The organism is Micromonospora sp. NBC_00898, assembly GCF_045207895.1.
GTDB lineage: Bacteria > Actinomycetota > Actinomycetes > Mycobacteriales > Micromonosporaceae > Micromonospora.
Genome location: NZ_CP108775.1, coordinates 5,902,213 through 5,928,883 on the forward strand (window position 1 = coordinate 5,902,213; position 26,671 = coordinate 5,928,883).

Consider the following 26,671-nt stretch of genomic DNA (forward strand, 5'->3'; position numbering starts at 1 on the left):
CAATTCGCACCCGACGGGCGTACGCGAACGGGCCCGCGCATGGGACAGCGCGGGCCCGTCGGTTCGTACGGGGGGATCAGGCCTGGCGGACGGCCTCGCCCTCGATCTCGATCTTGATCTTCTTGCCGACCAGGACGCCGCCGGTCTCCAGCGCGACGTTCCAGGTGAGGCCGAACTCCTCGCGGTCGATCTCGGTGCTCGCCGAGAAACCGAAGATGTCCTGCCCGAACGGGCTGCGGCCAACACCCTCGAACTCGACCTCGAGGTCGACCGGGCGGGTGACGCCCTTGATGGTCAGCTCACCGGAGAGGACGAACTCGTTGCCGGAGCGGGACTTCACGCCGGTGCTGCGGTACTCCAGGGTCGGGAACGCCTCGGCGTCCAGGAACTCCGGGCTGCGCAGGTGCGCGTCGCGGTCGGCCATTGCGGTGTGGATGCTGGCCGCCTGGATGGTCGCGGTCACGGAGGACTGCATCGGGTCCTCCGCCACGGTGATCGTGGCCGACGCGTCGGCGAACTCGCCGCGCACCTTGCTGACCATCATGTGACGGGCGACGAACCCGACCCGCTTGTGAGCCGCGTCCAGCAGGTAGGTGCCGGCAGCCGGGATGGTCAGACCCTCCCAGTTGCGGGTAACCGATTCGGTGCTGCTGGTCATGGTGCTGTCCTCCAGGGGAGATTGTTTAGTAGCCCAACGACTGACTAAGCAACTATAGGCACAGCAATATTCCCGTTGTCAAGTACTGCTAGGATGGGCGCGTGGACCAGAACGTGTTCGACGACCCCCGGATCACCGCCACCGGCCTCCTGTACGAGGCGGCCGCCGGGCTGTCCGCCCGGTTCGCCACCCAGTTCGAGGAGCACGGCCTGTCGCCGGTCGAGTTCGAGGTGCTGACCCGCCTCGCCCGCTCACCCGGCAAGCAGTTGCGGATGACCGACCTGGCGGCGCAGACCACGCTCTCCACCAGCGGGGTGACCCGGGTGGTCGACCGGATGGAACGCGACGGCCTGCTCTGCCGCAAGGCGTGCCCCTCCGACCGGCGCAGCTCCTACGCGGTGGTCACCAGCACCGGCCTGGCCCGGCTGGACGAGACCCTCCCGGGGCACCTGCGGATCATCGAGCAGTGGTTCACCGGCCAGCTCGAACCGGCCGCGTTCGAGGCCCTCCTGGACGGCCTGCGCCGGGTCCGTGACGCGGTCCACCCGGGCGCGACCGCCGGCAGCACCGACCCGGCACCGACTCACGGACCTGTCGACACCGGCTCCTGACCGGAATCCGCCGCCCCGGCCGCCTACCGGCAGAAAGACCGGCAGAACCGGCTCACCCCCGGTCCATCTAGCCGCAAAAACCGCCAAATCGCCCAGCAGGAGCGGATAGTCTTCCGTCAGCGGGGGCGCACCGGGGGGTGCCGGCGCGAGCGATGAGCGAGGGGCAACACCAGGGGGCTTTGTCGCTCGCGCCACCCCCGCGCCTACCTGCCCGCAGACGCCGTCCCGGGCCGAACGAGGGCCGCGCTCAGTCGGTCGCGTCCCGTCGGGCGCCGGCCGTACGACGTGCCACCAACGCGTACAGCAGCGCCTCCTCCTGCGGCAGCAGACTGACCCCGCCCGCCCGGCGGGCCTCGTCGAGCCGACCCAGCACCGTCACGTCCGCCGTGCTCGCCGCCAGCCCGACCAGCGCCTCCACCACGTCCCGCCGGTCCTGGCCGTCGGCGCCCGCCTCGGCCGCGGCGGCGAACCACTCGGCCGCCAGCTCCCGGTCACCCTGGTAGAGAGCCAGGTAGCCCTCGATGAGCGCGCACACCGCGTCCTCCCGTGGACGGGCGGCGGAGACACCCGCGCCCCGCGGCGGGCGGCGCTGCCCCGGCACCGGGGAGTCGGCCGTCCCCGACCGCAGCTCGACCACCACCTCCAGCGCCTCGACGACCCGGCCGTCCTGGGCCAGCGCCAACCCCACCGTGCCCAGCACCCGGCGGCGGTGCCCCGGGTCGCCCAGCTCCGCCAGCGCCGTCGCCACCCGCCGGCCCTGCGCCACCGCGTCGGCGTACCGGCCCTCCAGGCGGACCACCTCGGCCAGGTTGGCGCGGGCGAGCACCCGCAGCCGCCGCTCCCCGCACTGGGCGGCCAGCCGGTCCACCGCGGCCAGCCGACGCCGCGCCCCGGCCAGGTCGCCCAACCGGATGTCGTGCCAGGTCAGATTGTTCTGCGCGACCGCCATGTCCCGCACCCGGCCGTGCCGGGTGGCCAGCTCCAGCACCGCCTCGGCGTGCTCCCGGGCCTCGTCGTGGCCGCCGGTGGCGTGCAGCAGCGCGCAGAGCACCGACCGCGCGGCCAGTTCCCCGGACACCTCGCCGGCATCCCGGAAGACGTCCAACGCGGCCCGCGCCGACGGCAGCTCCTCCACCCCCGCGCCGTGCTCGGCGGCCAGCTGGGCCATCCCGAGCAGCGCCCACGCCCGCAGCGCCGGATCGACGTCGGCGGTCCGCGGATCGGCCAGCAGCCGGCGCAGCCAGCGCCGCCCGGAGACGTCCCGCCCCCGGAACCGCCACCACCGCGGCAGCGCGGCCGCCAGCCGCAGCGCGGTGATCGGATCGTCGCCGGCGGCGTGCGCCAGGGCGGACGTGATGTCGCTGGTCGCCTCGTCGAGCAGGTGCACGGCGGTGCCCAGCTGCGCGCCCGCCAGATCCGGCGCGGTCCGCACCACCAGCCCGGTGACGACCCGGGCGTGCCGCCGCCGGATCCGGGTCAACTCCCCCTCGCGGCCGGCCTGCTCGGTGGCGAAGTCGCGTACCGCGTCGAGGAGGCGGAACCGGAACGGGCCGGTGCCCCGGACGCTGAGCAGCCCGAGTTCGAGCAGCCGGTCCAGCAGCGGGAGGGCGTCCGCCCGGTCGCCGCCGTCGGCCAGCAGCTCCTCGGCCAGCTCCACCGACCACCGGTTGCCGAACGCGGAGAGCCGGCGCAGCGCCGCCCGCTCTCCGGGCGCCAACAGGCGGTAGCTGGTCGCCACCGCGTCGCGGAGGGTCACCGCGCCCTCCGCCGGGTCCCGGCCCGGTCGATCCTCGGGCGTGGCCAGGTCGAGGACCCGGTGGCCGTACCGGTCGAGCAGCTCGGTGACGTCCAGGATCCGGCCACGGGCGGCCATCAGCTCGATCGCCAGCGGCAGCCCGCCCAGCCGACGGACCAGTGCCGCGACGGCCGGCAGCTCGACGGGGGCGGGCGGCTCGGGGCGTACCTGGGCGAGGCGGGCGGTGAAGAGCGCCGCCGCCGGCCACCGGTCCAGCTCCGCCCGTCCCGCCGGCACCGTCCCGGGCGGTGGCACGTCCAGCGGCGCCACCGGCCGAACCAGCTCCCCGGGCAGGCCGGCCGGGTGCCGCCCGGTCACCAGCACCCGCAGGTCCGGCGCCGCGGCGAGCAGCCGGCGCAGCGCCTCGGCCACCGCGTCGGGCGCCCGTTCCACCGCGTCCACCACCAGCAGCGCCGGTCGCCCGCCGAACCGGCCGGTCAGGTCCCGCAGTCGGTTCACCCCGAAGCCCGCGGCCGAGGCGGCGAGCACGTCCGCCGCGTCGGATCCCGCGCCGACCAGCACCCCGGCCACGCCGGCGGGGTGGTCGGCGGCGACGGCGTGGGCCGCCGACAGGGCCAACGCGGTCTTGCCCACACCGGCCAACCCGATCAGGCTCACCACCGGATGGTCGGCGGCCAGCAGGGCGGCCACTTCGGCGATGTCGCGGTCCCGGCCGATCAGCGGGACCGGCTGCGGAAGCGCGATCGGCGTACCGGAGGCAGCGGCGCCGGGGCCGGTGACCGGGAGATGCCGTCCGGCCGGGCGCGGCTCGGCGGCGGGCGACGGCCGGGCCGCCGAGAGGAAGATCGTCCGGGCGGCGTGGGGCAGACCGAGGGCGTCGGCGAGCAGCTCGACGGTGGTGCGCTGGGGGCGCACCGACCGGCCCCGCTCCAGATCGCGGACGGTCCGCACCCCGACGCCCGCCCGCGCCGCCAACTCCGCCTGGGTCAGGCCGGCGGCGAGCCGGTACCCACGGAGCAGATCCGACAAAACGGTACGATCGCCCGGGCTCCGCGAACGATCATGATCCGGAGTCATGGGCACGAAGAGTACGGAGCGGGTGCGACGGGCGGCAGGTCATCGTCGGCCAGCCGACGCTCCGGCGCGGATATCCGACAGCAGGGCGCCCCGCCCGGACCTCGACCGGCCCGGACGGGTCCGGGTCACCTCACATGCCCAGGTCGCGGGCGATGATCATGCGCTGCACCTCGCTGGTGCCCTCACCGATCTCCAGGATCTTGGAATCCCGCCAGAACCGGGCCACCGGGTACTCGTTCATGAAGCCGTAGCCGCCGTGGATCTGGGTGGCCTCGCGGGCGTTGTCCACCGCGACGGTGCTGGCGTGCAGCTTGGCGATGGCGGCCTGCCGCTTGAACGGCTCGCCGGCCAGCATCCGGGCGGCGGCGTCGTAGTAGGCCAGCCGCGCGGTGTGCGCCTTCAGCTCCATGTCGGCGATCTTGAACTGGATCGCCTGGTAGTTGCCGATCGGCTGACCGAAGGCGTGCCGCTCCTTCGCGTACTTGACGGACTCGTCGACGCAGCCCTGGGCCAGGCCGACGGCCAGCGCGGCGATGGCGATCCGCCCCTCGTCGAGGATGCGCAGGAACTGGGCGAAGCCCCGGCCCCGCTCACCCAGCAGGTTCGCCGCCGGCACCCGGCAGTCGTCGAAGGTCAGCTCGTGGGTGTCCGAGGCGTTCCAGCCGACCTTCGAGTACGCCGGCGCGACCGTGAAGCCCGGCGTCCCCGACGGCACGATGATGGTGGAGAGCTCCTTCGCACCGTCCGGCTTCGTGCCGGTGACCGCGGTGACGGTGACCAGCGTGGTGATGTCGGTGCCGGAGTTGGTGATGAACGCCTTCGAGCCGTTGATCACCCACTCGTTCGTCGTCTCGTCCAGCACCGCCCGGGTCTGGGTGCCCCCGGCGTCCGACCCGAAGCCCGGCTCGGTCAGCCCGAAGCCGGCCAGGGCCTCCCCGCTGAGCAGCTTCGGCAGCCACTGCGCCTGCTGCTCCTCCGTGCCGAACCGGTAGATCGGCATGGCGCCGAGCGAGACCGCCGCCTCCAGGGTGATCGCCACGCTGGAGTCGACCCGGGCCAGCTCCTCCAGCGCCAGGCAGAGCGCGAAGTAGTCCCCGCCCATGCCGCCGTGCTCCTCGTCGAAGGGCAGCCCGAACAGCCCCATCTTGCCCATCTGGCGGACGATCTCATACGGGAAGGTGTGCTGCTCGTAGTGCTCCGCGATGGTCGGGGCGACCACCTCGCGGGCGAACTCCCGCACACTCTCCCGCAGCGCCTCTTGTTCCTCGCTGAGCCGGAAGTCCATCGGTTCCTCCTGTACGGGTCTCCTCCGCCGGGCGCTCGTGACGCCGGGACGGTCGGTTCGTCTGGTCGCGGTGGGCGGTGCCGGGTGTGCGCGGTGCGCGTCTCGTGGTGCGGAGCCGGGCGCGGTGCGGTGGTGCGGGGCGGCGGCTCGGGTCAGACCGGGGTGACGCCGTGTCGGCGGCGGGAGAACTGCCGGTCCTTGGTGCGGGCGGCGGCGAACCGGCGGACCAGCTCGACGCGCAGCTCGTGCGGCTCGACGATCGCGTCGACCACCAGCTCGCTGGCGAGCCGGACGATGTCGATGTCCCGCTCGTACTCCTCGCGCTTGGCGGCGACGAAGGCGGCCCGTTCGGTCTCGTCCTCGATGGCCGCGATCTTGTTGGCGTAGACCGCGTTGACCGCGGCCTCCGCACCCATCACGGCGATCTTCGCGGTGGGCAGGGCGATCGTGGCGTCCGGCTCGAAGCCGGGGCCGGCCATCGCGTAGAGGCCCGCGCCGTACGCCTTGCGCACCACCACGCAGATTTTCGGTACGGTCGCCTCGGAGATCGCCGTGATCATCTTGGCGCCGTGCCGGATGATGCCCTGCTTCTCCACCGCGCTGCCGACCATGAAGCCGGGCACGTCGGACAGGAAGAGCAGCGGCACGTTGAACGCGTCGCAGAGCTGCACGAACCGGGTCGCCTTGTCGGCCGAGTCGACGAAGAGCACGCCGCCCTTGAACATCGAGTTGTTGCCGACCACGCCGACGACCTCGCCGTTCAGCCGGCCGAAGCCGATGGTCAGCTCCTTGGCCCAGAGCGCCTGGATCTCGAAGAAGGAGCCGTCGTCGAGCAGGCCCTTGACGTACCGGCGCATGTCGAAGGCCTGCCGCTCGCTGGCCGGGACCAGCGCGGCCAGGTCGACCTTGTCGGAGGCCTCGACGGCCTCGGCGGCCGGCGGCTGCTGCGTCCAGTTCGCCGGCAGGTACGACAGGTAGCGCTTCACCACGTCGAGCGCGTCGGCCTCGGTCTTGCAGAGGAAGTGCCCGACGCCGGACTCGGCGCAGTGCACCTTGGCCCCGCCCATCGCCTCCAGCGTGGTCTTCTCGCCGGTGACCATCTCGACCATCCGGTCGGAGCCGAGGTACATGCTGGCGTTGCCGTCGACCATGGCGACCACGTCGCAGAACGCCGGGATGTACGCACCACCGGCGGCGCTCGGCCCGAACAGCGCGCAGACCTGCGGGATGGAACCCGAGGCGCGGACCTGGTTCCAGAAGATCTTGCCGGCGCCCCGCCGACCGGGGAAGAGCTCGACCTGGTCGGTGATCCGGGCGCCGGCCGAGTCGACCAGGTAGACCATCGGCACGCTGGTGGAGTACGCCCGCTCGATGATCCGGATGATCTTCTCGACGGTCCGGGCGCCCCAGCTGCCGGCCTTGACGGTGGAGTCGTTGGCCATCAGGCACACCTGGCGGCCGTCGATGGTGGCGGTGCCGGTGACCACGCCGTCGGCGGGCAGCCCGTCGGCCATCGTGTTCGCGTAGAGGCCGTCCTCCACGAAGGAACCCTCGTCGACCAGGAGCGCGACGCGCTCGCGGGCGAAGAGCTTGCCCTTGGCGGCGTTCGCCGCGTGGTACTTGTCCGCACCGCCGGCCCGGGCGCGCTTGCGCAGCTGCTCCAGTGCCTCACCGTCGAGCGTCACGCCGACTCCCTCGCCACCTGATCCGGCCACGCCTCACGCGCACCCACCGGCCGACCTGAACGATCGTTAGGTTAGCGCATCCGCGCCCGCTCCGGCGACCCGCCGGGCGGCGCGCACCGACGGGCCGGCGGTCACCGGGAAGGAGTGACCCGTCACGAGTGGAACGGGTCAGGCGGGGCGGGGCGTGAGGCGGGTACGCGGGCCGGCGCGCAGCACGCCGGAGGGGAGCTTCTTGCCGAGCAGCTCCTCGGCCAGCTCGGCGACCTCGATCAGGGCGTCCAGGTCGATCCCGGTGTCGATGCCCATGTCGTGCAGCATGTGCACGGCCTCCTCGGTGGCCAGGTTGCCGCTCGCCCCCGGGGCGTACGGGCAGCCGCCCAGGCCGCCCACGCTGGCGTCGAACTCGGTGATCCCCAGCTCGAGCGCGGTCAGCAGGTTGGCCAGCGCCGTACCTCGGGTGTTGTGGAAGTGCAGCAGCACCGGCACGTGCGCGTTGCGGTCGCGTACGGCGGTGATCAGCTCGCGGACCCGGCGCGGGGTACCCATGCCGGTGGTGTCGCCGAACGCCACCCGGTCGGCGCCGTCGCGGACCACCCGGTCCACGATGCCCGCGACCCGGTACGGGTCGACGTCCCCCTCGTACGGGCAGCCGAAGCTGGTCGCCACGATCACCTCGGCCCGGGCGCCCGCGCCGTGCAGCAGGTCGATCAGCTCGGCGATGTCGTCCAGCGACTCCTCGGTCGAGCGGTTGACGTTGCGCCGGTTGTGGGTGTCGCTGGCCGAGACCACCACCTCGATCTCGGTGAAGCCGGCGGCCAGGGCGCGCTGCGCGCCCCGGGTGTTCGGCACCAGCGCCGAGTACCGCACGCCGTCGGCCTTCGTGGCCCGCTGCCACACCTCGTCGGCGTCGGCCATCTGCGGGATCGCCTTCGGGTGCACGAACGACACCGCCTCGATCCGCTTGACGCCGGTGCCGGAGAGCGCGTCGAGCAGCCGCACCTTGGCGTCGGTCGGGATCGGGTCCTCGTTCTGCAGCCCGTCGCGGGGCCCGACCTCACGGATGGAGACGAAGTCCGGCAGTTCCGCCATAAGGGGTCACCTCACTGTGACGTAGTGCTCTGGGGGTCCCCCCAGCCTCCCACTCCCACCCCGGCACCCGCACGCGCCGGGGTGGGCCGGGGGATCAGCGCATTCGGCCGACGATGCCGGTGTCGTAGTCGCCGGAGAGAAACTCGTCGTTCTCCAGCAGCTCGGCGAAGAAGGGCAGGTTGCACTTCGGGCCGGCGATCTCGAACTGGGCCACCGCGGCCGTCGCGCGCTCGACGGCCTCCGTCCGGTCCTTGCCGCTGACGATCAGCTTGGCCATCAGGCTGTCGTAGAACGGGGTGACCGTGTTGCCCTCGACGTAGCCCGAGTCGACCCGGACCCCGGAACCCGTCGGCTCCACCCAGGTCTTGATCGCGCCGGGGCCGGGCAGGAACCGCTTCGGGTCCTCGGCGTTGATCCGCAGCTCGATGGCGTGGCCGCGCGGGGCCAGCGCGTCGGGGTCGAACGTGGGGGCCAGGCCGGCGGCGACCCGCAGCTGCTCCTCCACCAGGTCCACCCCGTAGACCAGCTCGGTCACCGGGTGCTCCACCTGGAGCCGGGTGTTCATCTCCAGGAAGAAAAATTCTTCGGAGCCGGAGCCCGCACCCTCGGAGTCCCGCTGACGCGGGACCAACAGGCACTCCACGGTCCCCGCGTTGCGGTAGCCGACCGCTTCACCGGCCCGGACCGCCGCAGCCAGGAAGCGTTCGCGCAGCTCCGGGGAGACCGCCGGGGACGGGGACTCCTCGACCAGCTTCTGGTTGCGCCGCTGCACCGAGCACTCCCGCTCGCCGAGGGCCACCACCCGGCCGTCGGCCAGGCCGAGGATCTGCACCTCGACGTGGCGCACCCGGGGGAAGTACCGCTCGATCAGCACCGAGCCGTCGCCGAACATCCGCTCCGCGAACGAGCGCACCTTGTCGTACTCGGTGCGCAGCGCGGCCTCGTCGGTCGCCACGCCCATGCCCATGCCGCCGCCACCGGCCGCGGCCTTCACCATCACCGGGTAGCCGATCTCGGCGGCGGCCGCGACCGCCGCGTCCAGGTCGGCGGCCGGGTCGGTGGTGCCGGGCGCGACCGGCACGCCGGCCGCCGCCATCAGGTTCCGCGCATTGATCTTGTCGCCCATCGCGGTGATCGCGTCCGCGCCGGGCCCGACCCAGATCAGGCCGCTGGCCTCGACCGTACGGGCGAAGTCGGCGTTCTCCGACAGGAAGCCGTACCCGGGGTGGATGGCCTGCGCGCCGGTGGACCTGGCGGCGGCGAGGATCGCCTCGACGTTCCGGTAGCTCTGCGCCGGGTTGGCCGGGCCGACACAGACCGCCTCGTCGGCCTCCGTCACGAACGGCAGGCCGGCATCGGCCTCCGAGTGCACCGCGATCGCGCGGATCCCGAGCCGCTTGGCGGTCCGGATGATCCGGCGGGCGATCTCGCCCCGGTTGGCGACCAGCAGTGACTCGATCATGTTTTCTCCCAGCGTCCAGGGGTGGGGACGGCTGCCAGGTAACCACGAGCCGCCGGTTACTCACGAGTCGCCAGGCGCCCGTGACCCGGTCGGTGACCGGGTGAGAGTGGGCTCAGGCGGGGGTGGTCGGGGCGAGGAGGGCGGCCAGGGTGGCGGCGCGGAGCAGTTCGGCGCGGCGGCGACGGTCGACCTCACCCCCGAGGAACGGGGTCGAGTTCATCAGGCCGAACGCGGCGTGGGCCAGCACCCGCGCCTCCCCGTCGGGCAGGCCCGGGTGCAGCGCGGTCAGCACCGTCACCCACTCCTCGACGTAGAGGCGCTGGAGCCGGCGGATCCGCCGGCGCGGCTCGTCGGGGAGCCGATCCAGCTCGTGCAGGTGCAGGGCGATCACCGCCGGGTTGGCCAGCGCGAACTCGACGTGGAAGTCGATCAGTGACTCCAGCGTGCCGCGCGGGTCGTCCGGATGGTCGACGACCCGTTCCCGACCACCGGCGAGCAGCCCCTCGCTGACCGGGATCAGCGCGGCGACCAGCATCGCCTCCTTGCCGGCGAAGTGGTGGTACAGCGCCGGGCCGGTCACCCCCGCGGCGGCGCCGATGTCGTCCATCGACACGCCGTGGTAGCCGCGGGCGGCGAAGAGGCCGACCGCGATCTCCAGGATCTCGTCCCGCCGGGACCGGCGTCGGCCCGCGCCCGTCGCGCCGCTCGCCGCACCCCGCGCCTGCTGTTCCACCGCCACCGGGCAAGCCTAGACCGCGGGCGCGGCGTGGTGGAGGCTCGGTTACCCGTCAGTTGCCTCACGTTGACTCCGTCCCGTTTCCGGCCCGCTTGACCCTCGACCGGGTGCAGGCCGCAGGGTCCGTCGGCATGACCGCTCTCCCGCTCGGCCGCGACTACCGGCTGCTCTGGTCCGCCGCCGTCTCCTCCCGGTTCGGCGATTCCCTGCGTACGCCGGCACTGGCCCTGCTGGCCGCCACGCTCACCCGTGACCCCCGAGCGATCGCCGCGGTGACCGTGGCGGGGCAACTCCCGCCGCTGCTGTTCGGCCTGCTCGGCGGCGTGTACGCGGACCGCTGGGACCGCCGCCGTGCGATGGCCGTGGTGGACGGGCTGCGGGCCGCCGTGGTGGCCGTCCTGGCCGCGCTGGTCGCCGCGGACCGGGCCGGCGTCCTGGTGCTGGCGGCGACCGCGGCGCTGCTGGCGACCCTCGGCACCCTCTTCGACGCCGCCTCCTTCGCCGTGCTCCCGTCCCTGGTCTCCCCCGCCGCCCTGCCCACGGCCAACGGCCGCCTCCAGGCCGGCACGGCCGTGGCCGGCGGTCTCCTCGGCGCCCCCCTGGCCGGCGTCCTCTTCACCCTCGCGGCCCCCCTCCCCTTCACCCTCGACGCCCTCACCTTCGCCGCCGCCGCCCTCCTCGCCGCCTCCCTCCGCCCCAGCTCGACCCCGCGATCTTGCACTTGCCACCCCGGCGTAACGGGTGAAAAGGGGCGGATCACCGACCACAACTGCAAGATCGGCGCGAAGAGCGGGGCGTGGGAGGGGGTGCGGTTCGTCCGGGGCGACGGGGTGTTGTGGCGGGTGGCGGTGCTGAGCGCGGGGACGAATTTGGCGATCAGCGGGTTGATGGCGGTGCTGGTGCTGTACGCGCTGGAGGTGCTGCGGGTGCCGGCGGGGGGCTACGGGCTGTTCATGGCGGCGGTGGTGCTGGGTGGACTGGGTGGGGCGCTCGCGGCGGGGCGGATCGCCGGCCGGCTCGGCACGGTGCCGGCGCTGCGCGCGGTGCTGGCCGTGCAGACCGTCGCGCTGGCCGGCTTCGCGCTGGTCCGGAACCCGGTGGCGGGCGGGCTCACGCTGGCCGTCTTCGCCGCTGGGAGCACGGTGTGGAACAGCCTCTGGGCCGCGTACGGCCAGGGGCGGGTCCCGGCCGAGCTGCTCGGTCGGGTGGGCGCCGCGCAACGGGTCCTCGCCCTGCTGACCGCGCCGGTCGGCGCCGCGCTCGCCGGGCTGGCCGGCGCCGCGTACGGGGTGGCGCCGGTGGTCGGCGCGGCGGCGGCGGTCTTCGCCCTGGTCACGCTCGCGGCGTGGCGGGCACCGGGGTCGCGGCCGGAGGCGGTCGCCCCCACCACGGTCGGCAGGGCCGATCGCGGTGCGCAGCACCTCGTCGAGGAGAACGCAACCGGGGCAGCCTAGGCGGGGCGGTGGCTCAGGCCGGAGAGCCGCAGGGCGAGCCGCTGCCGGGCCGGCGGCAGCGCGGAGACGGTGCGCAGCAGCACGTCGCGCAGGGGGCGGCCGGCCGGGGGCACGGTGGCGAGCCGGGTGATCCGGTCGGCGAAGCCGACGACCTCCTCGGCGAGCGGCCGGCGCGCGGCGGCCCAGCCGTCGAGGAGCGCCTCCGGTCCGCCGTCGTGCACGTCGGCGAGGGTGTCGCCGAGGGCGACCGCCTCGCAGATGCCGAGGTTCATCCCCTGCCCGCCGGCAGGGCTGTGCACGTGCGCGGCGTCCCCGGCGAGAAGGACCGGCCCGGCGCGGAACGTCTCGGCGATCCGGTGGTGGACCCGGAACCGGGACGCCCACAGCACCTCGGTCACGCGGTCCGGCCGCCGGGCCGGCCCCCGCTCGTCGAGCAGGGCCTGGAACTGCTCGGCGCCCGGCTCACGCGGCGCGTCGGCCACGGCGGCGACCAGCCGGACCACGCCGTCCGGCAGCGGCGCCCAGACCAGCGGCCCCTGCCGGGCCAGGAACAACGCGACCTGGTCGCGGGGCAGCCCGCTCTCCACCCGCACGTCGGCGAGCAGGAACGACTCGCCGGGGTCGGGGGACCCGCCGAACCCGATCCCGGCCAGCTCGCGCACCGTGCTGCGCATCCCGTCGGCACCGACCACCCAGCGGGCCCGGACCGTGGCGCCGTCGGCGAAGCTGACCGTCGCGCCGGCGTCGTCGCGGGTCAGGCCGGTCATCGTGTACGGCCGGAGCACCGGGCCGCCGAGCGCGGTGAGCCGCTCGGCGAGCACCGCCTCGGTCTCCGACTGGGAGACCATCAGCGCGTACGGGTAGCGGGACGGCAGCGCGCCGAAGGGGACGCTGAGCAGCACCCGGTCCCGGTCCCGCACGGTGAACCGCGGCGCGGGCAGCCCCCGGGCCACCAGCGGCGCGGCCGCGCCGATGCGGTCCATCTCCTCCAGGGTGTACGCGTGCACGACGGCCGCGCGGGAGGTGACCGGAGGCTGCGCCAGCCGGTCGACCACGGTCACGTCGACGCCGCGCCCGGCCAGGGCTGCGGCCACGGTCAGGCCGGTCGGTCCGGCCCCCACCACGAGGACGTCGGTGCGTTCGGGCAGCACGGCCCACCTCCATTGCCAACAAGTGTTTGCCAACGCTTGTTGGCAACGTTAGGCGCGGGCCGCTATCGATGTCAACGCTTGTTGGCATACAGTCGTGGACATGACCGACGCCGCACCCCGCGCCCGCCGCTCGGACGCCACCCGCGCCGCGATCCTCCGCGCGGCCCGGGAACGGTTCGCCGCCGACGGCTACGACCGGGCCACCATCCGGGCCATCGCCGCCGACGCCCACATCGACCCGTCGATGGTGATGCGCTACTACGGCAGCAAGGAGGGGCTCTTCGCCGCGGCGGCCGAGTTCGACCTGCGCCTGCCCGACCTGGCCGGGGTGCCGTCCGGGCAGCTCGGCGAGGTGCTGGTCCGGCACTTCCTCGACCGGTGGGAGGGCGACGAGACGCTCGCCGCCCTGCTCCGGGCGGCCAGCACCAACCCGGGCGCGGCCGAACGGATGCGCGGCATCTTCGCCGACCAGCTCGGCGCGGTCGTGGCCCGGTTCGGCACCGACCCGGCGACCACCGCGCGCCGCGCCGGCCTGGTGGCCAGCCAGATCCTCGGCCTGGCCTTCACCCGCTACATCGTCGGCCTGCCGCCGATGGTGGACGCGCCGCCGGCCGAGCTGGTCGCCTGGGTCGCCCCGACCCTCCAGCGCTACCTGACCGGCCCGGTCCCGGACCGTACCCGTTGAGCAGCTGGAGGGCGCGGACGCCGACGGCCGTGGCCACCCGAGGGTGACCACGGCCGTCGGCGGCGCGGGAAGGGTCAGCCGGCGAGGCCGCCCGGCTGATCGCCCTTCACGACGGGGGCCCGGACCAGGTTGCCCCACTCGGTCCACGAGCCGTCGTAGTTGCGCACCTGCGGGAAGCCCAGCAGGTGGTGCAGCACGAACCAGGTATGGCTGGACCGCTCCCCGATCCGGCAGTACGCCACCACGTCGTCCGACGGGCTCAGCCCGAGCTGGTCGGCGTAGATCGCCCGCAGCTCGCCGGCCGACTTGAAGGTGCCGTCGTCGTTCGCGGCGGACTTCCACGGCTTGCTCACCGCGCCCGGGATGTGCCCGCCGCGCAGCGCGCCCTCCTGCGGATAGTCCGGCATGTGCAGCATCTCGCCGGTGTACTCGCCCGGCGAGCGCACGTCGACCAGCGGACGACCGGCCGCGATGTGCGCCATCACCTGCTCGCGGAACGCCCGCAGCGGCGCGTCGTTCCGCTGCGGCACCGGGTACTCGGCGCGGGGGCGGGTCACCTTCTCCCGGGTCAGCTCCCGCCCCTCGGCGATCCATTTCTGCCGGCCGCCGTCGAGCAGCCGCACGTCCGGGTGGCCGAAGAGGGAGAAGACCCAGAGGGCGTACGCCGCCCACCAGTTGAAGTTGTCGCCGTAGAAGACCACCGTGTCGTCCCGCCCGATGCCCTTGGCGGCGCAGAGCTCGGCGAAACTCTCCGCGTCCAGGTAGTCCCGGGTCACCTGGTCGTTCAGCTCGGTGTGCCAGTCGACCTTGACCGCACCCGGGAGGTGACCGGTGTCGTAGAGCAGCACGTCCTCGTCGGACTCCACCACGACGAGGCCCTCGTCGCCCAGGTGCTCGGCCAGCCACTCGGTGGTGACCAGCCGCTGCGGGTCGGCGTACGACTGGAGGCGGGGATTCGGATCGCTCGACACAGGCATGATCCCCAAGGTACGCCCGATCCCCGGCCGACGACCGGGCAACGCGGATCGGGTGGGGCGGATGTGGCGCCGCGCACGTCAGGCGCGGCGGTGCACCAGCCGACCGGCCACCACGGTGGCCAGGCAGGCGCCGTCGGCGGCGAGGACGGCCAGGTCCGCCCGTCCGCCCGGCACCAGCGCCGGCGGCCGAGGGGTGTCCAGCACCGCGACGCCGTTGCGGACGGCCGCGGCGCGCAGCCCCGGCTCGGTCACCTCCGCGGCGAGCACGGCAGCGGCACCGAGCCGGAACAGGGCGTGCACCCGCTCGCGCGGGGTCGGCGCGGCGGGCAGCGGCCCGTCGTGCACCAGCGCCGGCCCGAGGGTCCCGGCCCACCGCCGCACCCGCACCTGCGGGTATGCCGCCGTCAGCTCGTCCAGCGGCGCGACCGCCTCGACCCGGTCCCCGGTCACCAGCACCGCGTGACCGACGACCGGTGCGTCGTCGAGGGTGACCCGCAGCAGCGGGGCGGCGTGGATGGTCCGCACGGGTCAGTCGGTGAGCGGGCCGAGGAGCGGGCGCTTCGCGGTGACGGTGTCGCCGGACGAGCGCCCGGTCAGCCGGCGCTTGATCCAGGGCGCCAGGTGCTGGCCGGCCCAGCGTAGGTCGGCGGCGCGCGCGGCCAGCCACGGGGTGGGCGCGGGGTGCGGCGGCACCATCAGCCAGTCCTCGTCGCAGCCGACGCCGAGCGCGGTCAGCACCTGCCCGGCGACCCGCCGGTGCCCGGCGACCGACAGGTGCAGCCGGTCGGTGCTCCAGAGCATCGGGTTGAGGTACGTGTCGTCGGCATACAGGTCGACCAGGATGGCGCCGTGCCGCTCCGCGACCTCACCCACCACCCGGTTGAGCAGGGTCACCCGGGGCGCGACGAGACGCTGGCCGGGCAGCCGGGCCATCACGTCGGCGAATCGGAAGAGGATCACGTCCGCGCCGCCGGAGCGCAGCTCGCCGACCACGTCGTCGAACCGGGCGACGAACGAGTCGGGGTCGAAGGTCCGCCGCAGCACGTCGTTGCCGCCGGCGGCGAAGCTGATCAGGTCGGGCTTCATGGCCACCGCGGCGGGCACCTGCTCGGCCACGATGTCGGGGAAGAGCCGACCCCGGATCGCGAGGTTGGCGTACCCGAAGTCCGGGCCGGCCTCGGCGGCGAGCCGGGTGGCCACCAGGTCCGCCCAACCGCGGTAGGTCCCGTCCGGATACGCGTCGTCCATGCCCTCGGTGAAGCTGTCGCCCACCGCCACGAAACTGCGCCAGCGCACTGCGCCTCCCTCTGACGTCCCGGCAGAGCTGCGTCGCTCAGTCTGTCACCGCGCCCGGTGTCACCGGATGCCCCCGGCGTACGACGTGGCGGAGACGACAGCGCGCACGAAGAAGGGGCGGACCACCGGTCGGTGGTCCGCCCCTTCCGTCGTTCGAGGTCAGGCCGCGTACGCCAGCAGGGTCAGGTCCTTCACCGCGCCCGGCTCCTGGACCGTGCCGGCCAGCTTGAAGCTCGCGTCGAGGACGGTGATGCCGGTCGCCCGGCGGACGAGCACCGTGCCGTCGGCGGTGAACAGGATGCTCCGGACCGAGCCGGCGCCGGTCAGCTCGACCACCTTGCTGGTGGTGGTGTCGACGACCGCGAAGCTGCCGTCCTGGCGGGACGGGTCGGTGCCCTTCCAACCGACGGCGACGTACCGGCCGTCCGTCGAGACGCTGCGGGCCTGCCAGCCGTCGTGCTTCGCAGCGTCGGCCTTCGGCGGGGTGTAGGTGTAGCTGCGTCCCGCCTTGCCGCCCGTCACGAACGGCTTGCCGTAGTCGTCGACGGCGGCCAGCCACTTCCCGTCGGCGGACCAGCACCGGTCGGTCTCCTCGCCCGGGTCACCGTGGTGCGGCTCGCCGGCCACCATGTCCATCAGCACCGAGCGGTTGCGCTGCTGCACCATCAGCCAGTCGTCGCCCTGCCAGACCAGCGCCCGGCTGCCGAGGCAGTTGACCCCCTTCTCCAGGGTCCGCTGCTGCGAGCCGTCGATCGCCGCAGTCATCAGGGTGCCGGTGTCGTCGCCGTTCTGCACCCAGGCGATCCGCTTGCCGTCCGGGGAGACGGTGATGGTGTTCTCGGTGCAGGAGCCGGAGCCGAACGGGATCCGCGCGGTCACCTTGTCCGTGTCGCCCTGGACGACGTGGATGCTGGCCTCCTTGCCGCTCGTCCCCAGGTAGTAGCGGGTGCCGGCGAGCGTCGCGGCGTCGGAGTTGCTGACCGGAGCCGCGCTGGTGACGGCGGCCGGCGCGGCGGAGGACGCGGCGGCGGTGGGGGTCGCGGTCTTGTCCCCGCCGCAGGCGCTCAGGCCCACCGCCGCGAGCGCGGCGGCCGAGAGGGCCACGGCACGCCGGAGGGTACGGAGACGAGCGGTGCGGGTGGCGGCGTCAGCGGCGAAAACGTTCATGGTTTTGTCCTTGGGGGTGGCGGTGCGTGTTCGACGTACCCCAAGACGTCAAGTTCCCGATGGGGGGTTGCCGCCTCGTCGAGAGAATTTCCGACGATGTTCGGCGACACGACACAGGCCCCCGGCACCGAGGTGCCGAGGGCCTGTGCAGGGTCATGGAGGGGCAGGTCAGGGCACGTACGCCAGCAGTCGCTGTCCCCGCACGGACGCCGGTTCAGCGACACTGCCGAGCTGCCGGAAGTCCCCGTCGAGCACGGTGAGCGTGTTCTCCCGCTGGACGATCACCTTGCCGTCGAGGGTGAACAGGATGCTGCGCACCTTGCCGGCGCCGGGCAGTTCGACCACCTTGCTGGTGGTGGTGTCGACGACCGCGAAACTGCCGTCCTGGCGGGACGGGTCGGTGCCCACCCAGCCGACCGCGACGTACCGGCCGTCCATCGAGACGCTGCGAGGCTGCCAGCCGTCGTGCAGCGCGGCCTCGTCCTTCGGCGGCGTGTAGGTGTACTGGTGTACCACGCCATTGCCAGCCACCCAGTGCTTGCCGAACTCCGCGTCGAACGCCGCCAACCACTTCCCGTCGGCGGACCAGCACCGGTCGGTCTCCTGACCCGGGTCGCCGTTGACCGGCTTCCCGGCGGCCATGTCCATGAGCACGGAGCGGTTGCCCGCCTGCGCCATCAGCAGGTCCCCGCCCTGCCATACCAGTGGCCGGGGCCCGAGGCAGGTGATGCCGGTGGCGACGGTCCGCTGCCGGGATCCGTCGATGCGGGAGGTGACGAGCGTGCCGTTCATCCCGTCGGCGTTGCCGTCCTTCACCCAGGCCAGCCGCTTGCCGTCCGGCGAGATGGTCATCGAGTTGGCAACGCAGCCGCTCTTGTCGAGCGGGAGCACGTTCGTGTCGTGCCGCCCGCTGCGTACCACGTGGATGCGGGCCTCGCTGTCGGTGAGCTCCAGGTAGTTGCGGGTACCGGCGAGCACAGCCGGCTTGGCCGGCTGGCTGCTGTGGCTGGTGCTCGCCGAGGCGGTCGCGGACGGCTGCGGGGCCGGGGTGACCTCGACCGGCGGCGCGCTGCTGGTGACCGACGTGGCGGGGGCGGGCGGGTTCGCCTGCCCGTTCGGCCGGATCGCCAGGGCCGTGCCGGTGGCGGCGCCGAGCAGCACCAGGGCGGCGGCCGAGGTGGCGACGGCCCGCTGAATGCCGAGCCGTCGGGAGGTACGCAGGGCCCGGTCCCGCAGGTCGACCGGGGTGACCTCTTCGGCCAGCCCAGCCAGGTCGAGCCGGAGGCGATCGTTGTTCATCGGGCGCTTCCTTCCAGGACGTACAGCTCGGCGAGTTCCGGGGCGACGGTGCGCAGCTTGGCGAGGGCCTTCGAGGTCTGGCTCTTGACGGTGCCGACGGTGACGCCGAGCAGGTCGGCGGCCTCGGCCTCGGTGCGGTCCTCGAAGAAGCGCAGCACCAGCACGGCGCGCTGCTTGGTGGAGAGCTTCGCCAGCGCCGCCCGCAGGGTCAGCCGGAGCGTCGTCTGCTGGGCGTGGTCGGGGGCCGAGTCGCCTCCGCGCGGCTCGGGCAGGTCGCCCGGCATCGACTCGGGAACCCGGCGCCGTCGCCACCAGGAGACCTGGAGGTGGTACATGATCTTGCGGGTGTACGCCTCGGCGTTACCGCTGTCGTGCAGCCGGCTCCAGGACCGGTGGGTCCGGGCCAACGCCGACTGGACGAGGTCCTCGGCCAGGTGCTGGTCGCCGGTGAGCAGGTAGGCCGAGCGCAGCAGCGCCGGTGTGCGGTGACGGACGAACGAGTCGAACTCACTCAGCAGAGGGTCCACACGAGCCGATCCTTGGGGTGAGGTGGTGCATCATCCTGACGCCCTTCCAGACGTCACCCTCAGCCGCGGTGGTTGCCGTGCCTCGATGAGAAGTTTCGGCCGATCATTCGTCGCAGGTGGGAGGCTCGACCTACCCTTTCCGGTACGGACCGCAGGCGACGAACAGCTCGCGCGGGGTCGGGCCGTCGTGCGGGTTCAGCCGGAACAGGTCGTGGGTCGCCTCGTGGTAGAGCCCGGACAGGTAGATGGCCAGGTCGACGGGGCTGCCGTCGTACACGACCTTGCGCAGCAGCCGGGCCTCGGCGCACGGCCACGGCAGCCCGCAGGCCCGGCACACCCACAGCGGGCGGAGCGCCAGGTGCGGCGGGTGGCCCGGCGGGTACGGCCGCGGCCGATCCGGGTACGGCCCTGAGCCGGACAGCACTGCTGGTGTGCTGCGGCAAGGTCCGCTGCCGCAGTGTTGGAGTACGCGGTTTGAGGATGCGCCACCGACTCGAAGGTTCGGGTCCGTACCGGGGACGGCGCAAACTAGCCCAGTATCCTCGTGCCGTGGTCGAAAACGTGAAAGTCGCAGTCGTTGGCGTAGGCAACAACACGTCAGCGCTGGTGCAGGGGATTACTTTCTATCGCAACACGGGCAGCCTGGTGGGCATCCACCGGCCGGAGATAGTGGGGCTGGGCGTCGGCGACATCGACTTCGTCGCAGCCTTCGCCCTCTCTGATGGCAAGGTGGGCAAGGACCTGCACGAGGCGATTTTCGTGCCTCCCAACAACTTTCCCCGTCTCGACGTGGAGCTGCCGCCTTCAGGCGTGACAGTGCAGCGTGGTCTCGTGGACTCGACAGAGATCGAGCGGGTGGCGCACGCGCTGACAGGCGCCGAGGTGCTGCTCTACTCCGCGCCGAGCGGCAGGCTGGAAACAGCTCAGGCTTACGCCGAGGCAGCCCTGATGGCGGGGGTAGCATTCATCAACACCACGTCGGACGCGGTTGCCCGGGAACGGTTATGGCTCAAGCGTTTTGAGGATGCTGGTCTACCTCTTCTCGGCGATGACCTGGCCAGCCAGTTCGGCACCTCCGTGGTGCATCACACACTGCTGCGGTTACTCCAGGAGCGCGGCCTCACCCTGGTCAGTTCCTATCAGGTCAATCTGGGGGGTACCGAAGATTTCCGCAACCTGGTCGAAAACTCCAACACCAAGAAGCAGTCCAAATTGAACGCCCTGGGGTCCGACAAGGTTCAGATGGCTCCCCTCGGGTACCTCCCGCATTTGAAATCACAAAAGATCGCCCACCTCAACATCGAGGCGCAGGGCTGGGGTGAAACCGCGGTGAGCCTGGATGTACGGCTGAAGGTGCATGACCCAAGTGGCGCCGCCGGCGTCAACATCGACCTGATTCGCCTAGCGGCCACCGCTTTGCGATCAGGGCGTGGCGGCTATCCAGTCGAGTCAGCGTCGCTCCTGAAGTCTCCACCTGGGACGGCGATCTGACGACCGGTGAGCCGATACTTCGGGTTCCAGTGCCGCATCAGAGAACCTTTGCTTTGTTGTGATGTGACACGCTGTTTGGATGCTGGTCCGGACGGCGCGGTGTCGCCAGGCCGCGCGAGTGGCGGAACGAGTACGCGTTCGCGAAATCGATGACGACGAGGGGCAGCGGCTGTTACGGATTGTGCGGAACGTGATCCACAGCTTCAACGCCGACGGCATCGAGGCGCTCTATCCGAAGTACAAGGGCGGCCGGCCCAGGACGTTCACCCTGCCCGAGCGGCGCGAAATCAAGAAGATCGCCAAGTCCAAGCCGGCCGAGCACGGCCTGCCGTTCTCGACCTGGAGCCTTCGTGCGCCTCGGGAGAACGGCCATCACCGGAGTGCGCGAGTCGACAACCCGCAGCGTTCGGAAGACAATCATGAGAATTCATTTGCGAGCAGGAGGACCACATGCGCGTCATACGCGTCATGGCCGACCTTCGAGTGGCTGACGTCGAGGCAGCGAAGAGCTTCTACACCGACTACCTCGGGCTGAGTACCGAGGAGTTCAACATGGGATGGGTGGCCCGCTACACCTCTCCTGACAGCGGGGCGAACGTCCAGCTCGTGACGCGCGACGCAACCGCACCCGAAGACCCGGTCATCTCCGTCCACGTGGATGACGTGGAAGGTGCTTATGAAGATGCTCAGAAACTCGGCTACGAGATCGTGCATCCACTGACCACAGAGCCATGGGGTGTGCGCCGGTTCTTCGTCCGGGCACCAGACGGCAACGTGATCAACATCGCGTACCATCGGGGCTGAACCAGCGGCGCGGCGTGCGGATCGGGGCGATCAGCCACGGTCGGCTTCCTCGTGCAACTTCGCGATGAGCGCCGGGAAGAAGTCCTCTGCTCCGAGAACTTGGACCTCCGGTATCTCGCCACCGGCGGAGATGATCTCGGGTATGCGATCACGAACAAGCTTGCCGTAGACGATCTTTCGATCCTGAGCCATCCCGACATCCTGCTAGGCGCCCGTTCCTTACGAGGTGCACGGATTTGCCGCTGATCGGGCAAGGACGTCAACGAAGTGCGCCCGAGCTGGCTTTGCCAAGGCCCTGGCGAAGTACCTGAGCACGGTGCTGCGCAGGGCGAGGGCGTGCGCCGCCACCGCGTATCCGGTAGCGGCGCACCCACGGTCGACGGCCGGCCCGCTAAGCGGTGAGACTCTTGGCCAGAATGTGCTCCCGACGCAGGCCGTCGGGCATGAGGTCGCCGGGCTCACCCGTGTCACGGAAGCCGTTCCGCTGGTAGAGCGCCCAGGCGTTCTTGTTGCCCTCCACCACGGCCAGCCTCAGCGTCCCCGCGCCCACCTGCCGAGCCCACTGCTCGACCGCCATCACGAGGTGGTCGCCCACGCTCCGGCCACGTCCCACCGGCGCCACGTACATCGAGATCAGCTCGACGACGCCGTCCTGATCGGTCGGCACCCCGCTGGCCATCCCGACGGGCCGCCCATTGAGCATCGCCACTACGTTGTACGCGCCGGGGATGGCCAGCCGACCACGCCAGCGTTCCTCACGGTCGCCGTCGCCCTGCCAGTCCGCCAGTTGGGAACCGAAGGCGTACGCCGCCTCCGCCAGCGCGGCGAGCCGCAGTTCCCTCCAGATCTTCCAATCGCCCTCGGTGAGCACCCGCGTCTCGATCACACCGCGAGGCTGCCGCAGGTGTGGGGATCAGGCAACCCAGCTCCCGCTGTAAGGGCGGTACGTGGTCGAGCAGGCCAGTGACGTTGCCCGACATCAGCCGACAGCCGTCTTGATCTATGCAAGGCGTGGGTCACCTATGATCCGGCAGGGGTCTCACGGCACGACGGCCTGCCGCAGCAGGCACTGCCGACGGTGGATGACTTCTGACTGCCACGACGGAATAGGATCGCCGCCTGCCCTGCACCGGTCTTAGGCTGCGGCAATGCTGCTGCGCATGTCGACCCTGCTGCTCCGGACCCTGCGCGAGGACCCGGCGGACGCGGAGGTGCCGAGCCACCGGCTCCTGCTCCGCGCCGGATACGTCCGCCGCGCCGCGCCGGGCGGCTACACCTGGCTGCCGCTGGGCAAGCTGGTGCTGGACCGGATCAGCGAGATCGTCCGCCAGGAGATGACGGCGATCGGCGACCAGGAGGTGCACTTCCCGGCGCTGCTGCCGGCGGAGCCGTACCGGACCAGCGGCCGGTGGGCGGAGTACGGCGACGACATCTTCACCCTGGCGGACCGGAAGGGCGCCGAGCACCTGCTCGCCCCGACCCACGAGGAGATGGCCGCGCTGCTGGTCAAGGACCTCTTCTCCTCGTACCGGGACTTTCCGGTGACGCTGTTCCAGATCCAGACGAAGTTCCGGGACGAGGCCCGGCCCCGGGCCGGCCTGCTGCGCGGGCGCGAGTTCCTGATGAAGGACGCGTACTCGTTCGACCTGGACGACGCCGGGCTCCAGGCCGCGTACGACCGGCACCGCGACGCGTATCAGAAGATCTTCACCCGGCTCGGACTGGACTTCACCGTGGTGCACGCGATGTCCGGGGCGATGGGCGGCTCGGCATCGGAGGAGTTCCTGGCCGCCACGCCGGTCGGCGAGGACAGCTTCGTCGGCTGCACGGCCTGCCACTACGCGGCCAACACGGAGGCGGTGGTGACAAGCGCCCCGGCGGCCGGGGACCCGGAGGCCCACCCGGCGCTGGAGGTGCACGACACCCCGGAGACGCCCACCATCGCCTCGCTGGTCGAGTTGGCGAACGCGCGCGGCCTCGGCGGCCGGCGCGACTGGACCGCGGCGGACACCCTGAAGAACGTGGTGCTGACCGTCCGCCGGCCGGGCGGCGAGGAGTCCGAGTTGCTGGTGATCGGGCTGCCCGGGGACCGGGAGGTGGACCTCAAGCGGGTCGAGGCGGCGCTGCACCCGGCGACGGTCGCGGTATTCGAGGACTGGGCGGCCCACCCCGAACTGGTCCGCGGATACATCGGGCCGCAGATCCTGGAGAAGCTCGGCGTCCGCTACCTGGTCGACCCCCGGGTGGTGCCCGGCACCGCCTGGCTGACCGGGGCCAACGAGCCGGGCCGGCACGCGGTCGACGTGGTCTGCGGCCGGGACTTCACCCCGGCCGGCACGATCGAGGCGGCCGAGGTGCGCGCCGGCGACCCGTGCCCGGCGTGCGAGGCCGGCGAGCTGACCATGCGGCGGGGCATCGAGATCGGGCACATCTTCCAGTTGGGCCGCCGGTTCACCGACGCGTTCGCCGTCGACGTGCTCGGCCCGGCGGGCAAGCCGGTCCGGCCGACGATGGGCTGCTACGGCATCGGGGTGTCCCGGGCGGTGGCGGCGGTCGCCGAGCAGCACCACGACGAGCGGGGTCTGGTGTGGCCGGCGGCGGTCGCGCCGTGTGACGTACACGTGGTGGCGGCCGGGAAGGGGCCGCAGCTCGACGCGGCGCTCGACCTCGGCGGACGCCTGGCCGCCGCCGGCCTGCGGGTGCTGGTCGACGACCGGACGCACGTCTCGGCCGGGGTGAAGTTCACCGACGCCGAGCTGATCGGCATCCCGCGCGCCGTCGTGGTCGGCCGCCGGCTCGCCGACGGGTACGTCGAGCTGCGCGACCGGGCCGGCGGCGAGCGGATCGAGCTGCCGCTGGACGGTCTGGTCGAACGGGTCGTCGACGAGGTACGCGCGGCGCGCCGCGACGGGGTGTAGCGGACGCGCCACGGGGTACCGCTGCGGGATCGACCGAAGTTTGCGGAGGCTCTCATGTACCGGGTCAGCGACGTGATGACGAAGCAGGTGGTCTACCTCCCGGCGGAGACCATGCTGGACGAGGCGGCCAGGGTGATGAAGGAGGCGGACATCGGCGACGTGGTGGTCACCGACGGCGCCACCCTCGCCGGCATGCTGACCGACCGCGACATCGTGGTACGGGCGGTGGCCGAACGCGCCGACCCGGGGACCACCACCATCGGTTCGATCATCACCCGTGAGGTGGTGATGATCGAGCAGCACTCCACCGCCGGCGAGGCGGCCGCGCTGATGCGCGAGCGCAACATCCGGCGGGTGCTGGTCTGCGACAACGATCGCAAGCTGGTCGGCGTCGTCTCGCTGGGCGACCTGGCGATGCAGCTCGACCCGAACTCCGCCCTCAGCGACATCAGCGAGGCCGCCCCGAACATGTGACCCGATCGACGCGGCGCCCTCCGCCGACCCCGGTTGGCGCCGCGTCGACGGCGGTAGCCTGACGGGATGCCCGAGATGCCGACCAAGCTGGCCGAGATCGTCGACGAGTTCGCCGCCGCGCCCCGCGACGTGGTGCTGGAGATGCTCCTGGAGTACGCCGACATCATCCCGCCCCTGCCGGCCGAGATCGACCGGGAGGGCATGGAACAGGTGCCCGAGTGCCAGACGGCCTTCTTCCTGCGCGCCCAGGTCCAGCCGAACGGGACGGTGCTCACCTGGTTCGACTGCCCGCCTGAGGCCCCCACCACCCGGGCCTTCGCCGGCATCCTCGCCGAAGGGCTGGCCGGGGCGAGCGCCGAGCAGGTGCTGGCCGTGCCGGACGACCTCTACCAGCGGATGGGGCTGGCCCAGGCGATCAGCCCGCTGCGGGTGCGGGGCGGCACGGCGATCCTGGCCCGGCTCAAGCGCCAGGTCCGGGAACAAGTCGGCTGAGCTGGGCGTTCACCCCTCTCATGGAGATCGAGATCTACGCCGATGTGGTCTGCCCCTGGTGTTGGATCGGCAAGCGCCGGCTGGAGCAGGCCCTCGCGTCGTACGACGGTGAGGTGACCGTCCGGTACCGGCCGTTCCAGCTCGACCCGACGCCGGTCACCGAGCCGAAGCCGCTGGTGGAGGCGCTGGGCGCGAAGTTCGGCGGGCGGGAGCGGGCCGAGTCGATGGCCGCCCAGGTGTCGCAGGTCGGGGCGAGCGTCGGTCTGGACATGCGGTTCGACCGGGCGGTGGCCGCCAACACCTTCGAGGCGCACCGGCTGATCCGGTTCGCCACCGAGCGGGGTCGGGCCACCGAAATGATCGACGCGCTCTACCGGGCACACTTCTCCGACGGCGTCGACGTCGGCTCGACGGACGCTCTCGTCAAGCTCGCGTCCGGGGTGGGCCTCGACGAGACCGAGGTCCGCGACCACCTGGAGTCGAACGCGGGCCGGCGTGAGGTGGCCGCCGACCTGGCCGCCGCCCATCAGCTCGGGGTGACCAGCGTGCCCACCTTCGTGCTGGCCGGCAAGTACGCCGTCACCGGCGCGCAGGAGCCGGAGACGCTGCTCGCCGCCCTCCGCGAGGTGGAGCGCCTGGAGTCGGCCGGCTGATCAACATCGACGGGCATGATGTTTCACGTGCAACCACATCGACGCCCGCGATGAGCTAGGCCGGCCTGGCCAGCCCTTCCACCACCGTCGCCCCGGGCAGCGCGCCGAGCGCCGGCCCGGGCAGGGCGATCTTGCTGTGCCGTACGCCCGAACCGATGATCACGTGCGGCGTGGCGATCACCCGCGAGTCGACCAGGATCGGCCAATCCTCGGGCAGGCCGATCGGGGTGATGCCGCCGTACTCCATGCCGGTCAGCTCCACCGCCTCGGCCATCGGCGCGAAGCTGGCCTTGCGGACGTCCAGCGTCCGGCGGACCACGCCGTTCACATCGGCCCGCGTGGTGGCGAGCACGATGCAGGCGGCGTACCGGACCGCGCCCTCCCGCTTGCCGGCGATCACCACGCAGTTGGCCGACACGTCGAGGCCCACCTCGTACGCCGCGCAGAAGGCCGCCGTGTCGGCCAACTCGGCGTCGATCGGCGCGACCAGCACGTCGTCCACGTCTACCGGCGCCTCGGCCGGCCACCGCTCGATCGCGGTGGCCACCGGCGGTGCCAGCAGGTCCAGCCGGGCGCGGGCCGGCTCGGTCTTCAGCGTCCCCATCACGGATGCGATCCTCGCACCCGCGCGCCGGTCCCGCTCGGCAGGCCCGGCCGAGGTCAGCTGCCGGTGAGGAATGCGTTCTCCCGGGCGAAGGTGCGGTCCTGCAACGTGGCGAGCTGCTCCGCCCGGGCCGCCTGGGCTCGCTGCGCTTCCAGATCCTCCAAGCCGTGCCGGACACCCAGCCGGATCACGCCGTAGAGGAAGACGAAACCGAACACGTAGAGGATCACCGTGGTGACAAAGACGAACATGCCGCCACGGTAGGGCGAAGGTGAATCGCAAACGCTTTCATCTCCGCCCGGTTCCCCCGTACGTGTCAG

General features: G+C 72.3%; 29 protein-coding genes. 10 read left to right on the plus strand and 19 right to left on the minus strand.

Annotation, left to right across the window (positions count from 1 at the left end; genetic code table 11):
• Nucleotides 1–76 precede the first annotated feature (76 nt).
• Nucleotides 77–658: a YceI family protein gene (locus OG799_RS28695; protein ID WP_406039383.1), complete on the minus strand. Its 582-nt coding sequence runs from the start codon at nucleotides 656–658 to the stop codon at nucleotides 77–79.
• 101 nt (nucleotides 659–759) lie between these two features.
• On the opposite strand from OG799_RS28695, the gene OG799_RS28700 reads away from it, so the two are divergent.
• On the plus strand, nucleotides 760–1,269 hold the full coding sequence (locus OG799_RS28700; RefSeq protein ID WP_406039385.1) for a MarR family winged helix-turn-helix transcriptional regulator: 510 nt from the start codon (nucleotides 760–762) through the stop codon (nucleotides 1,267–1,269).
• Between the two features lie 247 nt (nucleotides 1,270–1,516).
• Here the strand turns inward: OG799_RS28700 and OG799_RS28705 are convergent, their stop codons facing one another.
• The 6 genes from OG799_RS28705 to OG799_RS28730 form a co-directional block, all read right to left on the minus strand.
• Nucleotides 1,517–4,102: an ATP-binding protein gene (locus OG799_RS28705; RefSeq protein ID WP_406039387.1), complete on the minus strand. Its 2,586-nt coding sequence runs from the start codon at nucleotides 4,100–4,102 to the stop codon at nucleotides 1,517–1,519.
• A 130-nt stretch (nucleotides 4,103–4,232) separates the two neighbouring features.
• Nucleotides 4,233–5,387, minus strand: coding sequence for an acyl-CoA dehydrogenase family protein (locus tag OG799_RS28710; RefSeq protein WP_406039389.1), 1,155 nt, complete (start codon nucleotides 5,385–5,387; stop codon nucleotides 4,233–4,235).
• Nucleotides 5,388–5,539: 152 nt separating this feature from the next.
• Entirely contained in the window at nucleotides 5,540–7,072 is a 1,533-nt protein-coding gene (locus OG799_RS28715) for an acyl-CoA carboxylase subunit beta (protein ID WP_406039391.1), read from the minus strand.
• 168 nt (nucleotides 7,073–7,240) lie between these two features.
• A complete protein-coding gene (locus OG799_RS28720; RefSeq protein ID WP_406039393.1) occupies nucleotides 7,241–8,161 on the minus strand; it encodes a hydroxymethylglutaryl-CoA lyase in 921 nt (306 codons plus the stop codon).
• 94 nt (nucleotides 8,162–8,255) lie between these two features.
• Nucleotides 8,256–9,623, minus strand: coding sequence for an acetyl/propionyl/methylcrotonyl-CoA carboxylase subunit alpha (locus OG799_RS28725; RefSeq protein WP_406039395.1), 1,368 nt, complete (start codon nucleotides 9,621–9,623; stop codon nucleotides 8,256–8,258).
• 112 nt (nucleotides 9,624–9,735) lie between these two features.
• The gene (locus tag OG799_RS28730; RefSeq protein ID WP_406039397.1) at nucleotides 9,736–10,362 is read right to left on the minus strand and encodes a TetR/AcrR family transcriptional regulator; all 627 of its coding nucleotides are present in this window, start codon (nucleotides 10,360–10,362) and stop codon (nucleotides 9,736–9,738) included.
• A 128-nt stretch (nucleotides 10,363–10,490) separates the two neighbouring features.
• Between OG799_RS28730 and OG799_RS28735 the strand changes: the two genes are divergently transcribed.
• On the plus strand, nucleotides 10,491–11,813 hold the full coding sequence (locus OG799_RS28735; protein ID WP_406039399.1) for an MFS transporter: 1,323 nt from the start codon (nucleotides 10,491–10,493) through the stop codon (nucleotides 11,811–11,813).
• Here the strand turns inward: OG799_RS28735 and OG799_RS28740 are convergent.
• Nucleotides 11,810–12,964, minus strand: coding sequence for an FAD-dependent oxidoreductase (locus OG799_RS28740; protein WP_406039401.1), 1,155 nt, complete (start codon nucleotides 12,962–12,964; stop codon nucleotides 11,810–11,812). The two genes, OG799_RS28735 and OG799_RS28740, sit on opposite strands and share 4 nt — an antisense overlap.
• Nucleotides 12,965–13,064: 100 nt before the next feature.
• Here OG799_RS28740 and OG799_RS28745 point away from each other — a divergent pair, with 100 nt between their 5' ends.
• Complete coding sequence (locus OG799_RS28745; protein ID WP_406039403.1) at nucleotides 13,065–13,649, plus strand: TetR family transcriptional regulator; 585 nt, start codon at nucleotides 13,065–13,067, stop codon at nucleotides 13,647–13,649.
• Nucleotides 13,650–13,723: 74 nt separating this feature from the next.
• On the opposite strand, the gene OG799_RS28750 is transcribed toward OG799_RS28745, so the two are convergent.
• The 7 genes from OG799_RS28750 to OG799_RS28780 all read right to left on the minus strand — a co-directional run bounded on the left by OG799_RS28750 (nucleotide 13,724) and on the right by OG799_RS28780 (nucleotide 19,339).
• The gene (locus OG799_RS28750) at nucleotides 13,724–14,626 is read right to left on the minus strand and encodes a sulfurtransferase (RefSeq protein ID WP_406039405.1); all 903 of its coding nucleotides are present in this window, start codon (nucleotides 14,624–14,626) and stop codon (nucleotides 13,724–13,726) included.
• A 78-nt stretch (nucleotides 14,627–14,704) separates the two neighbouring features.
• Nucleotides 14,705–15,151, minus strand: coding sequence for an imidazolonepropionase-like domain-containing protein (locus OG799_RS28755; protein ID WP_406039407.1), 447 nt, complete (start codon nucleotides 15,149–15,151; stop codon nucleotides 14,705–14,707).
• A gap of 3 nt (nucleotides 15,152–15,154) precedes the next feature.
• The gene (locus tag OG799_RS28760) at nucleotides 15,155–15,922 is read right to left on the minus strand and encodes an SGNH/GDSL hydrolase family protein (RefSeq protein WP_406039409.1); all 768 of its coding nucleotides are present in this window, start codon (nucleotides 15,920–15,922) and stop codon (nucleotides 15,155–15,157) included.
• 159 nt (nucleotides 15,923–16,081) lie between these two features.
• Nucleotides 16,082–17,089 carry a hypothetical protein gene (locus tag OG799_RS28765; protein WP_406039411.1) on the minus strand — a complete coding sequence of 336 codons (1,008 nt, stop codon included), beginning with the start codon at nucleotides 17,087–17,089 and terminating at the stop codon, nucleotides 16,082–16,084.
• Nucleotides 17,090–17,257: 168 nt separating this feature from the next.
• Nucleotides 17,258–18,388: a hypothetical protein gene (locus OG799_RS28770; protein ID WP_406039413.1), complete on the minus strand. Its 1,131-nt coding sequence runs from the start codon at nucleotides 18,386–18,388 to the stop codon at nucleotides 17,258–17,260.
• Nucleotides 18,385–18,915 (minus strand): SigE family RNA polymerase sigma factor, encoded by a 531-nt coding sequence (locus OG799_RS28775; RefSeq protein WP_406039415.1) that lies wholly within the window; start codon nucleotides 18,913–18,915, stop codon nucleotides 18,385–18,387. Before OG799_RS28775 ends, OG799_RS28770 begins: the two co-directional genes overlap by 4 nt.
• 130 nt (nucleotides 18,916–19,045) lie before the next feature.
• Nucleotides 19,046–19,339, minus strand: coding sequence for a hypothetical protein (locus OG799_RS28780; RefSeq protein ID WP_406039417.1), 294 nt, complete (start codon nucleotides 19,337–19,339; stop codon nucleotides 19,046–19,048).
• Between the two features lie 125 nt (nucleotides 19,340–19,464).
• Between OG799_RS28780 and OG799_RS28785 the strand changes: the two genes are divergently transcribed.
• The 3 genes from OG799_RS28785 to OG799_RS28795 all read left to right on the plus strand — a co-directional run bounded on the left by OG799_RS28785 (nucleotide 19,465) and on the right by OG799_RS28795 (nucleotide 21,210).
• Nucleotides 19,465–20,406, plus strand: a complete 942-nt coding sequence (locus OG799_RS28785) for an inositol-3-phosphate synthase (RefSeq protein ID WP_406039419.1) — start codon at nucleotides 19,465–19,467, stop codon at nucleotides 20,404–20,406.
• Between the two features lie 79 nt (nucleotides 20,407–20,485).
• Entirely contained in the window at nucleotides 20,486–20,941 is a 456-nt protein-coding gene (locus OG799_RS28790) for a helix-turn-helix domain-containing protein (protein ID WP_406039421.1), read from the plus strand.
• On the plus strand, nucleotides 20,875–21,210 hold the full coding sequence (locus OG799_RS28795) for a VOC family protein (protein WP_406039423.1): 336 nt from the start codon (nucleotides 20,875–20,877) through the stop codon (nucleotides 21,208–21,210). Before OG799_RS28790 ends, OG799_RS28795 begins: the two co-directional genes overlap by 67 nt.
• A 30-nt stretch (nucleotides 21,211–21,240) precedes the next feature.
• Here the strand turns inward: OG799_RS28795 and OG799_RS28800 are convergent, their stop codons facing one another.
• Entirely contained in the window at nucleotides 21,241–21,402 is a 162-nt protein-coding gene (locus OG799_RS28800; protein ID WP_406039425.1) for a hypothetical protein, read from the minus strand.
• Nucleotides 21,403–21,601: 199 nt separating this feature from the next.
• Nucleotides 21,602–22,096 carry a GNAT family N-acetyltransferase gene (locus OG799_RS28805; RefSeq protein ID WP_406039427.1) on the minus strand — a complete coding sequence of 165 codons (495 nt, stop codon included), beginning with the start codon at nucleotides 22,094–22,096 and terminating at the stop codon, nucleotides 21,602–21,604.
• 262 nt (nucleotides 22,097–22,358) lie between these two features.
• Between OG799_RS28805 and OG799_RS28810 the strand changes: the two genes are divergently transcribed.
• From OG799_RS28810 to OG799_RS28825, 4 genes are all read left to right on the plus strand, one after another.
• On the plus strand, nucleotides 22,359–24,128 hold the full coding sequence (locus OG799_RS28810) for a proline--tRNA ligase (RefSeq protein ID WP_406039429.1): 1,770 nt from the start codon (nucleotides 22,359–22,361) through the stop codon (nucleotides 24,126–24,128).
• A 54-nt stretch (nucleotides 24,129–24,182) separates the two neighbouring features.
• A complete protein-coding gene (locus OG799_RS28815) occupies nucleotides 24,183–24,602 on the plus strand; it encodes a CBS domain-containing protein (RefSeq protein ID WP_406039431.1) in 420 nt (139 codons plus the stop codon).
• A 66-nt stretch (nucleotides 24,603–24,668) separates the two neighbouring features.
• Nucleotides 24,669–25,094 (plus strand): SufE family protein, encoded by a 426-nt coding sequence (locus OG799_RS28820; protein ID WP_406039433.1) that lies wholly within the window; start codon nucleotides 24,669–24,671, stop codon nucleotides 25,092–25,094.
• Nucleotides 25,095–25,114: 20 nt separating this feature from the next.
• On the plus strand, nucleotides 25,115–25,747 hold the full coding sequence (locus OG799_RS28825) for a DsbA family protein (protein ID WP_406039435.1): 633 nt from the start codon (nucleotides 25,115–25,117) through the stop codon (nucleotides 25,745–25,747).
• 55 nt (nucleotides 25,748–25,802) lie between these two features.
• Here the strand turns inward: OG799_RS28825 and OG799_RS28830 are convergent, their stop codons facing one another.
• Nucleotides 25,803–26,351, minus strand: coding sequence for a YbaK/EbsC family protein (locus tag OG799_RS28830; protein WP_406046436.1), 549 nt, complete (start codon nucleotides 26,349–26,351; stop codon nucleotides 25,803–25,805).
• A 56-nt stretch (nucleotides 26,352–26,407) separates the two neighbouring features.
• Complete coding sequence (locus tag OG799_RS28835; protein WP_406039437.1) at nucleotides 26,408–26,602, minus strand: hypothetical protein; 195 nt, start codon at nucleotides 26,600–26,602, stop codon at nucleotides 26,408–26,410.
• Nucleotides 26,603–26,671 lie beyond the last annotated feature (69 nt).

Excerpts from the sequence above, each read along its gene's own strand:
- OG799_RS28695 (WP_406039383.1), bottom strand. The coding sequence starts at position 658 with ATGACCAGCAGCACCGAATCGGTTACCCGCAACTGGGAGGGTCTGACC.
- OG799_RS28705 (WP_406039387.1), bottom strand. The coding sequence starts at position 4,102 with ATGACTCCGGATCATGATCGTTCGCGGAGCCCGGGCGATCGTACCGTT.
- OG799_RS28710 (WP_406039389.1), bottom strand. The coding sequence starts at position 5,387 with ATGGACTTCCGGCTCAGCGAGGAACAAGAGGCGCTGCGGGAGAGTGTG.
- OG799_RS28720 (WP_406039393.1), bottom strand. The coding sequence starts at position 8,161 with ATGGCGGAACTGCCGGACTTCGTCTCCATCCGTGAGGTCGGGCCCCGC.
- OG799_RS28725 (WP_406039395.1), bottom strand. The coding sequence starts at position 9,623 with ATGATCGAGTCACTGCTGGTCGCCAACCGGGGCGAGATCGCCCGCCGG.
- OG799_RS28735 (WP_406039399.1), top strand. The coding sequence starts at position 10,491 with ATGACCGCTCTCCCGCTCGGCCGCGACTACCGGCTGCTCTGGTCCGCC.
- OG799_RS28745 (WP_406039403.1), top strand. The coding sequence starts at position 13,065 with ATGACCGACGCCGCACCCCGCGCCCGCCGCTCGGACGCCACCCGCGCC.
- OG799_RS28750 (WP_406039405.1), bottom strand. The coding sequence starts at position 14,626 with ATGCCTGTGTCGAGCGATCCGAATCCCCGCCTCCAGTCGTACGCCGAC.
- OG799_RS28765 (WP_406039411.1), bottom strand. The coding sequence starts at position 17,089 with ATGAACGTTTTCGCCGCTGACGCCGCCACCCGCACCGCTCGTCTCCGT.
- OG799_RS28770 (WP_406039413.1), bottom strand. The coding sequence starts at position 18,388 with ATGAACAACGATCGCCTCCGGCTCGACCTGGCTGGGCTGGCCGAAGAG.
- OG799_RS28790 (WP_406039421.1), top strand. The coding sequence starts at position 20,486 with ATGCTGGTCCGGACGGCGCGGTGTCGCCAGGCCGCGCGAGTGGCGGAA.
- OG799_RS28795 (WP_406039423.1), top strand. The coding sequence starts at position 20,875 with ATGGCCGACCTTCGAGTGGCTGACGTCGAGGCAGCGAAGAGCTTCTAC.
- OG799_RS28800 (WP_406039425.1), bottom strand. The coding sequence starts at position 21,402 with ATGGCTCAGGATCGAAAGATCGTCTACGGCAAGCTTGTTCGTGATCGC.
- OG799_RS28810 (WP_406039429.1), top strand. The coding sequence starts at position 22,359 with ATGCTGCTGCGCATGTCGACCCTGCTGCTCCGGACCCTGCGCGAGGAC.
- OG799_RS28815 (WP_406039431.1), top strand. The coding sequence starts at position 24,183 with ATGTACCGGGTCAGCGACGTGATGACGAAGCAGGTGGTCTACCTCCCG.
- OG799_RS28820 (WP_406039433.1), top strand. The coding sequence starts at position 24,669 with ATGCCCGAGATGCCGACCAAGCTGGCCGAGATCGTCGACGAGTTCGCC.
- OG799_RS28825 (WP_406039435.1), top strand. The coding sequence starts at position 25,115 with ATGGAGATCGAGATCTACGCCGATGTGGTCTGCCCCTGGTGTTGGATC.
- OG799_RS28830 (WP_406046436.1), bottom strand. The coding sequence starts at position 26,351 with ATGGGGACGCTGAAGACCGAGCCGGCCCGCGCCCGGCTGGACCTGCTG.
- OG799_RS28835 (WP_406039437.1), bottom strand. The coding sequence starts at position 26,602 with ATGTTCGTCTTTGTCACCACGGTGATCCTCTACGTGTTCGGTTTCGTC.